General features: G+C 62.9%; 6 protein-coding genes. All 6 read right to left on the bottom strand.

The features are described 5' to 3' along the window. Positions 1–78: 78 nt before the first annotated feature. The gene (locus tag QMX91_RS28315) at positions 79–1,443 is read right to left on the bottom strand and encodes a glutamine synthetase family protein (protein ID WP_282413724.1); all 1,365 of its coding nucleotides are present in this window, start codon (positions 1,441–1,443) and stop codon (positions 79–81) included. Positions 1,444–1,908: 465 nt separating this feature from the next. Beyond that, positions 1,909–3,252, bottom strand: coding sequence for a chromate efflux transporter (gene chrA, locus QMX91_RS28310; protein ID WP_282413723.1), 1,344 nt, complete (start codon positions 3,250–3,252; stop codon positions 1,909–1,911). Between the two features lie 420 nt (positions 3,253–3,672). Beyond that, the gene (moaE, locus tag QMX91_RS28305; protein WP_223008341.1) at positions 3,673–4,134 is read right to left on the bottom strand and encodes a molybdopterin synthase catalytic subunit MoaE; all 462 of its coding nucleotides are present in this window, start codon (positions 4,132–4,134) and stop codon (positions 3,673–3,675) included. A gap of 2 nt (positions 4,135–4,136) precedes the next feature. After that, complete coding sequence (locus QMX91_RS28300; RefSeq protein ID WP_003226078.1) at positions 4,137–4,388, bottom strand: MoaD/ThiS family protein; 252 nt, start codon at positions 4,386–4,388, stop codon at positions 4,137–4,139. Beyond that, a complete protein-coding gene (gene moaC / locus QMX91_RS28295; RefSeq protein WP_282413722.1) occupies positions 4,385–4,870 on the bottom strand; it encodes a cyclic pyranopterin monophosphate synthase MoaC in 486 nt (161 codons plus the stop codon). The genes QMX91_RS28300 and moaC overlap by 4 nt, the downstream gene beginning before the upstream one ends. Beyond that, positions 4,867–5,700: a formate dehydrogenase accessory sulfurtransferase FdhD gene (fdhD, locus tag QMX91_RS28290; protein ID WP_282413721.1), complete on the bottom strand. Its 834-nt coding sequence runs from the start codon at positions 5,698–5,700 to the stop codon at positions 4,867–4,869. The genes moaC and fdhD overlap by 4 nt, the downstream gene beginning before the upstream one ends. Positions 5,701–5,958: the final 258 nt, after the last annotated feature.

Raw genomic sequence — 5,958 nt, 5'->3', positions numbered from 1 at the left:
GGGTCAGTCACTGAAATATTGACTGTGCCGACGCCTTCGCGAGCAAGCCCGCTCCCACAGGGGGGATGGTGTGAGGCTTCAGGCTTCGGTCAGATACCAGCGCCAATCCTGTTCACCCACCTCGGCCATGAACTGCCGGTACTCGGCACGCTTCACCGCCAGATACACCCCGAGAAATTCCTGCCCCAGGGCATCCCGTGCCCACACCGAATTCTCCAGCGCCTGCAGCGAGGTCAGCCAATCGGTCGGCAGTAATTCCTTGGCTTGTGCATAGCCGTTGCCCTCGACCGGTGCGCCCGGATCCAGATCCTCGCGGATGCCACGATGGATCCCGGCAAGGATCGCTGCCGCCGCCAGATACGGGTTGGCGTCGGCGCCGCAGATGCGGTGTTCGATGTGCCGGGTGTTGGCCGGGCCGCCCGGTACGCGCAGGCTGACGGTGCGGTTGTCGACGCCCCAGGTCGGCGCCAAAGGCGCATAGCTGTTGGCCTGGAAGCGGCGGTAGGAGTTGGCGTTGGGGCAGAACAGCAGCAGCGAATCGAGCAGCGAGGCGAGCATGCCGCCAATCGCGGTGCGCAGCAGCGGGGTACCGGCCGGGTCTTCGGAAGCAAACAGATTGCGCCCTTCGGCATCGGCGAGGCTGACGTGCATGTGCATGCCGGTACCGGCCAGATCATCGAACGGCTTGGCCATGAACGTCGCCCGCATGCCGTGCTTGTGCGCCACCGCTTTGACCAGGCGTTTGTAGCGCACCGCCTGATCCATCGCGAGCAACGCGTCGCCGTGTTCGAGGGTGATTTCCACCTGGCCCGGGGCGTATTCCGAGATCGCCGTGCGCGCCGGAATACCGTGCAGTTTGCAGGCGCCGTAGAGGTCGGCGAGGAACGGTTCGATCTGCTCCACTTCACGCAAACCGTAGACCTGGGTGTGTCGCGGTCGGCCACCGTCGGCGTCCAGCGCCGGTTGCGGGCGACCGTTGTGATCGCGTTTGGCGTCGAGCAGATAGAACTCCAGCTCGCACGCCATCACCGGGTGAAAACCCTCGGCCTTGAGGCCGTCGATCACCTTGATCAGTAGATGACGCGGGTCGGCGATGCTCGCCGGCATTCCCTCGCTCGGGTGCATGCTGACCTGCACCGCCGCCGTCGGAATCTGCCGCCACGGCAGGCGCACCAGACTGCCTTCGAGCGGGTAGGCGCGGCAGTCGATGTCGCCGACGTCCCACACCAGACCCGAGTTTTCCACGTCCTCGCCCTGCACGGTCAGGCCGAGAATGGTGCTGGGCAGCGGGCGACCGCTTTCGTATACAGCGAGCAGTTCTTCGCGGTGCAACAGCTTGCCGCGCGGCACGCCGTTGGCGTCGAGGATGAACAGCTCGATCATGTCGATATCGGGGTTCTGTTCAAGGAACAGGCGTGCGTCTTCGATGGCTGCGAATTTCATGGTCAATCACTCACGATGGCGCCGCATGGGCGCGCAGGATCGGGCCGGACGCATGTAGGGCGTCCCGGCAGGGATATCAAATGGAGATCAGTCAGACGTGACACAGAACCTTTGAGGACTGCTGCGCAGTCCATCGGGGATAAATCCCCTCACTACAGTCATGCATCCATCGTTTTTGTTGACTGAGAGAGTCAGCAGGCGATATCCGGCGGGCGTGCGGAGTGACGCAGCTTGGAACGGCGCAGGGCCATGGGGAGATTGACGATGCGATTCATGCGCGGCCCCTGTGACAGAGGGCGCACACAGCGGAGACGTTCAACCTTTCTGGTTGTTGTGGTGACGTGCTCATAACGCGTGTTTCCGTTGGCGGAAAACGTCGGTGGCGGGGCAGGCCCGCCGACCGGTGTGCCCGGATAGTAAGGGGGAATTCGCGGGCGTGTAAACGGGAGATTCGCAGGCCAGGATTCAGCGCATCAGATGAAAGCCCAGCCCGGCAATGGCGCAAACGATCAACACTTCAATCACGCCGCGTTTGAAAATGAACAGTGCCAACGCCGCCAGCAGCGCCAGCCCGATCGAAAACAGATCCGCATGCCCGGCGAAACCGTTGGGCCAGAACACGTGATAAGCGAAGAAACACGCCAGGTTCAGAATCACCCCGACCACCGCAGCGGTGATGGCGGTCAGCGGTGCGGTGAACTTCAGTTCGTTGTGCGTTGATTCCACCAGCGGCCCGCCGGCGAGGATGAACAGGAACGAGGGCAGGAAGGTGAACCAGGTCACGAGCGTCGCCGCCAGTGCGCCAGCGGCGAATGCATGTTCCGCACCGAACGTCGGTTGCACATAACCGCCGATGAAACCGACAAACGCTACCACCATGATCAGCGGCCCGGGCGTGGTTTCGCCGAGGGCGAGGCCGTCGATCATCTGCGTCGGCGTCAGCCAGCCGTAGTGCCCGACCGCGCCCTGATAGACGTAGGGCAACACCGCGTAAGCGCCACCAAACGTCAGCAATGCGGCCTTGGTGAAGAACCAGCCCATTTGCGTGAACGTGCCGTCCCAGCCGAACAGCGCGGTCAGCAGGCCCATCGGTAAACACCACAGCGCTGCGCCAACCAGCAGCAGACGCCACAGTTTCGGCAGGCTGAATCGCGCATGCTCAGGTGTCGGTGTGTCGTCATCGATCAGCGCCGGGCCGAAGGATTCGGCACTGCTGCGCTGCCCGCCATTGTCGAAGCGCTGCAGCGCCAGGCGTCCGCCGAAATAGCCGAGCAATGTCGCACCGAGGACGATCAGCGGGAACGGCAGATTGAAGGCAAAGATCGCCACGAATGACGCCCCGGCGATCGCCCACAGCCAACTGTTTTTCAGCGCCCGCGAGCCGATACGGTGCGCGGCGTGCAAGACGATCGCGGTCACCGCCGGTTTGATTCCGTAGAAGATCCCGGCGACCACCGGCACATCGCCGAACGCGATGTACAGCCACGACAGCGCAATCAGGATGAACAGCGACGGCAGCACGAACAGCGCCCCGGCAATCACCCCGCCCCAGGTGCGATGCAGCAGCCAGCCAATGTAGGTCGCCAGTTGCTGCGCCTCGGGGCCGGGCAGCAACATGCAGTAGTTGAGCGCGTGCAGAAAGCGCCGCTCGGAGATCCAGCGCCGGCGCTCGACCAGTTCCTGATGCATGATCGCGATCTGCCCGGCCGGACCGCCGAAACCGATGCAGCCGAGCTTGAGCCAGAAGCGCCAGGCCTGGCGCAGGGTGACGGGAGCGGGGCGGGGCAGGTTGTTGGGCGCTGTGCTCAAACGAAACTCCGGAGTTTAATCCTGGCGGAGTGGCTATCTAATCAGACTTTCAACCCTCACCCCAGCCCTCTCCCAGAGGGAGAGGGGGCCGACCGAGGTGTCTGGCGTCATCCATCGACCTGAGAGATCGAGTCGATTATGGATTTGATCTTCAGCCATACGCCTGCGCGTGAAGGGGCCGACCGAGGTGTCTGGCGTTATCCATCGACCTGAGAGATCGAGTCGATGATGGATTTGATCTTCAGCCATACGCCTGCGCGTGAAGGGGCCGACCGAGGTGTCTGGCGTTATCCATCGACCTGAAAGATCGAGTCGATTATGGATTCAGAACCAATCTTTCAATTCGGTGAATTTCTTCAATATCCCCCAATCAGTCCCCTCTCCCTCGGGGAGAGGGCTAGGGTGAGGGGCTCTTGATCTTCAGGCATGTGCCAGACTCCAGCGCAGCGCCGCATTCTGGTCACTCTCCCGCGCCTCGACCCAATGCGTACCCTGCGCCGTGCTCTCGCGCTTCCAGAACGGCGCGCGGGTCTTGAGCACATCCATGATGAACGCGCAGGCTTCGAACGCCATGTGCCGGTGCTTGCTGCTGACGCCAACAAACACGATCGGCTCGCTGACCGCCAGCGCGCCGACCCGATGCACAATCTCCACACCCAGCAGCGGCCAGCGCTCGCGTGCCTCGTCGGCGATCCGTTCGAGGGCTTTTTCGGTCATGCCCGGATAGTGCTCGAGGAACAGCTCGTTCACGCTCTGGCCAATGTTCAGATCACGCACATAGCCGATGAAATTCACCACCGCGCCGACCCGTGGATTGCGCGCATGCAGGTCGGCGGTCAATTGGCCGACGTCGAAGCTTTTGTACTGAACTCGAACCGTCATGCTCAGCCCCCGGTGACCGGTGGGAAAAACGCGATCTCGTCGAAGTCTTCGATCGCCGCGCTCGGTTGGCACAGCTCTTGGTTCAACGCACACATCAGGTTGCCGGCGCCAAGCACTTCGCGCCATTCCTCGCCGCGGGCCATGAGCAATTGCCGCACGTCTTCGATGCAGGTCAGGTTGTCGCTCAAAGGGATTTTTTCACCGCCCAGATTGAGGCGGTCACGGTAGCTGGCGAAGTAGTTGATCAGGATCATTGCGCGTCCTCCCATTGAAAATGCCCGGAGCGTCCGCCGTGTTTGCTCAGCAGGCGGATGTCGCCGATGACCATGGCCCGGTCCACCGCTTTGCACATGTCATAGATCGTCAATGCGGCGACGCTGGCGGCGGTCAGGGCTTCGAGTTCGACGCCGGTCTGGCCGGTGAGGCGGCAGGTGCTAGTGATCTGCACGCGGTCCGGTTCGCAGGCCTTGAGTTCAACGTGAATCGAGCTGAGCAGCAGCGCATGGCACAGCGGGATCAGTTCGTGGGTGCGTTTGGCCGCCTGGATTCCGGCGATGCGCGCCACGGCGAAAACGTCGCCCTTGGGGTGACCGTTGGCCTGGATCATCTGCAGCGTTTCCGGGCGCATCTGCACCCAGGCCTGCGCCGTGGCTTCGCGGCGAGTCGCGGCTTTGTCGCAGACGTCGACCATGTTGGCGCGGCCCTGATCGTCGAGGTGGGTGAGGGTGTTGCTCATGGCGAAAGCTCCTGGATCGGGCTGTAGATTCGGGGGGCGTTACGGTGCGGAACGTGGATCAGATTCAGGTGATGCTTGAGCGCCCAGCGCACGGTCAATGCGGTGGGGGCGGACAGGCTGACGAGGGTGCCGAGGCGGGCGCGCACGGCCTTGTGGATCAGCTCCAGGCTGCAACGGCTGGTGACCACCACGAAGCCCTGGCGCGCATCGACGTCAGCGATTTGCATCGCGCCGATCAGCTTGTCGAGGGCGTTGTGCCGGCCAATGTCTTCGCGGCACAACAGCGCCTCACCGCTGGCATCGAAGTACAGCGCCGCGTGCAGGGCGCCGCTGCTGCGGGCCAGTTGCTGAGCCTGTTCGATGCGTTGGCGGATACCGTCAAAATGCGCGGCCGGCGGCAGGGCGCAGGGTTGCAGAATCTGCAGTTGCGGCAACGCCTGCTCCAGCGCCTCGACGCCACAGATGCCGCAGCCGCTGGTGCCGGCCATTTGCCGACGATGATCTTTCAGCGCCCAGAACGCGCGACTGGATATCTGCACCTCGGCCTGACAGGCCTGATCGAAATGGTTCAGGCGGATGTCGTAGATCTCGTCGACGCTGTCGATGATCGCGTTGCTCAGGCTGAAGCCCCGGATGAAGTCTTCGAGGTTGCCGGGCGAGACCATCATCACCGCCTGGCTCAGGCCGTTGAAGGTGATCGCCAGGGCGATCTCCGCGGCCAGGGCGACGTGCGAGAGCGGGGCGTGCGGCAGGTATTCGCGAAACGCCACCTGTGACGGTTGCGGTGCGGGGGCGTTGGGTTCGGTGTTGGATTCGACGTGGCAGAGCATCTTGAAAAGTCCCGAAGCGCTGAAGTGGGTTCAGGCTACGGGGGTGGTGAAAGTGCGTCCAATCGCTTGTTCTGATCTGGTGATCGGGCTGGTCGATGACCGATTCACCTCGGGGTTTGTGTTGGTCGGGCGGGCCTCTTCGCGAGCAAGCCCGCTTGTGTCTGAGTAAAGGAATAAACTCTGGGGTGAGAGGGGTGGATGGCAAGCTGTGAGTCCGCGGTGTTTAAAGCACGAGTGGGAGCAAAGCTGCCATCCACC

This window comes from Pseudomonas sp. PS01299 (genome assembly GCF_029960145.1).
In the GTDB taxonomy this organism is placed as follows: domain Bacteria; phylum Pseudomonadota; class Gammaproteobacteria; order Pseudomonadales; family Pseudomonadaceae; genus Aquipseudomonas; species Aquipseudomonas putida_A.
This window is presented reverse-complemented; position numbering and strand designations above follow the sequence as displayed.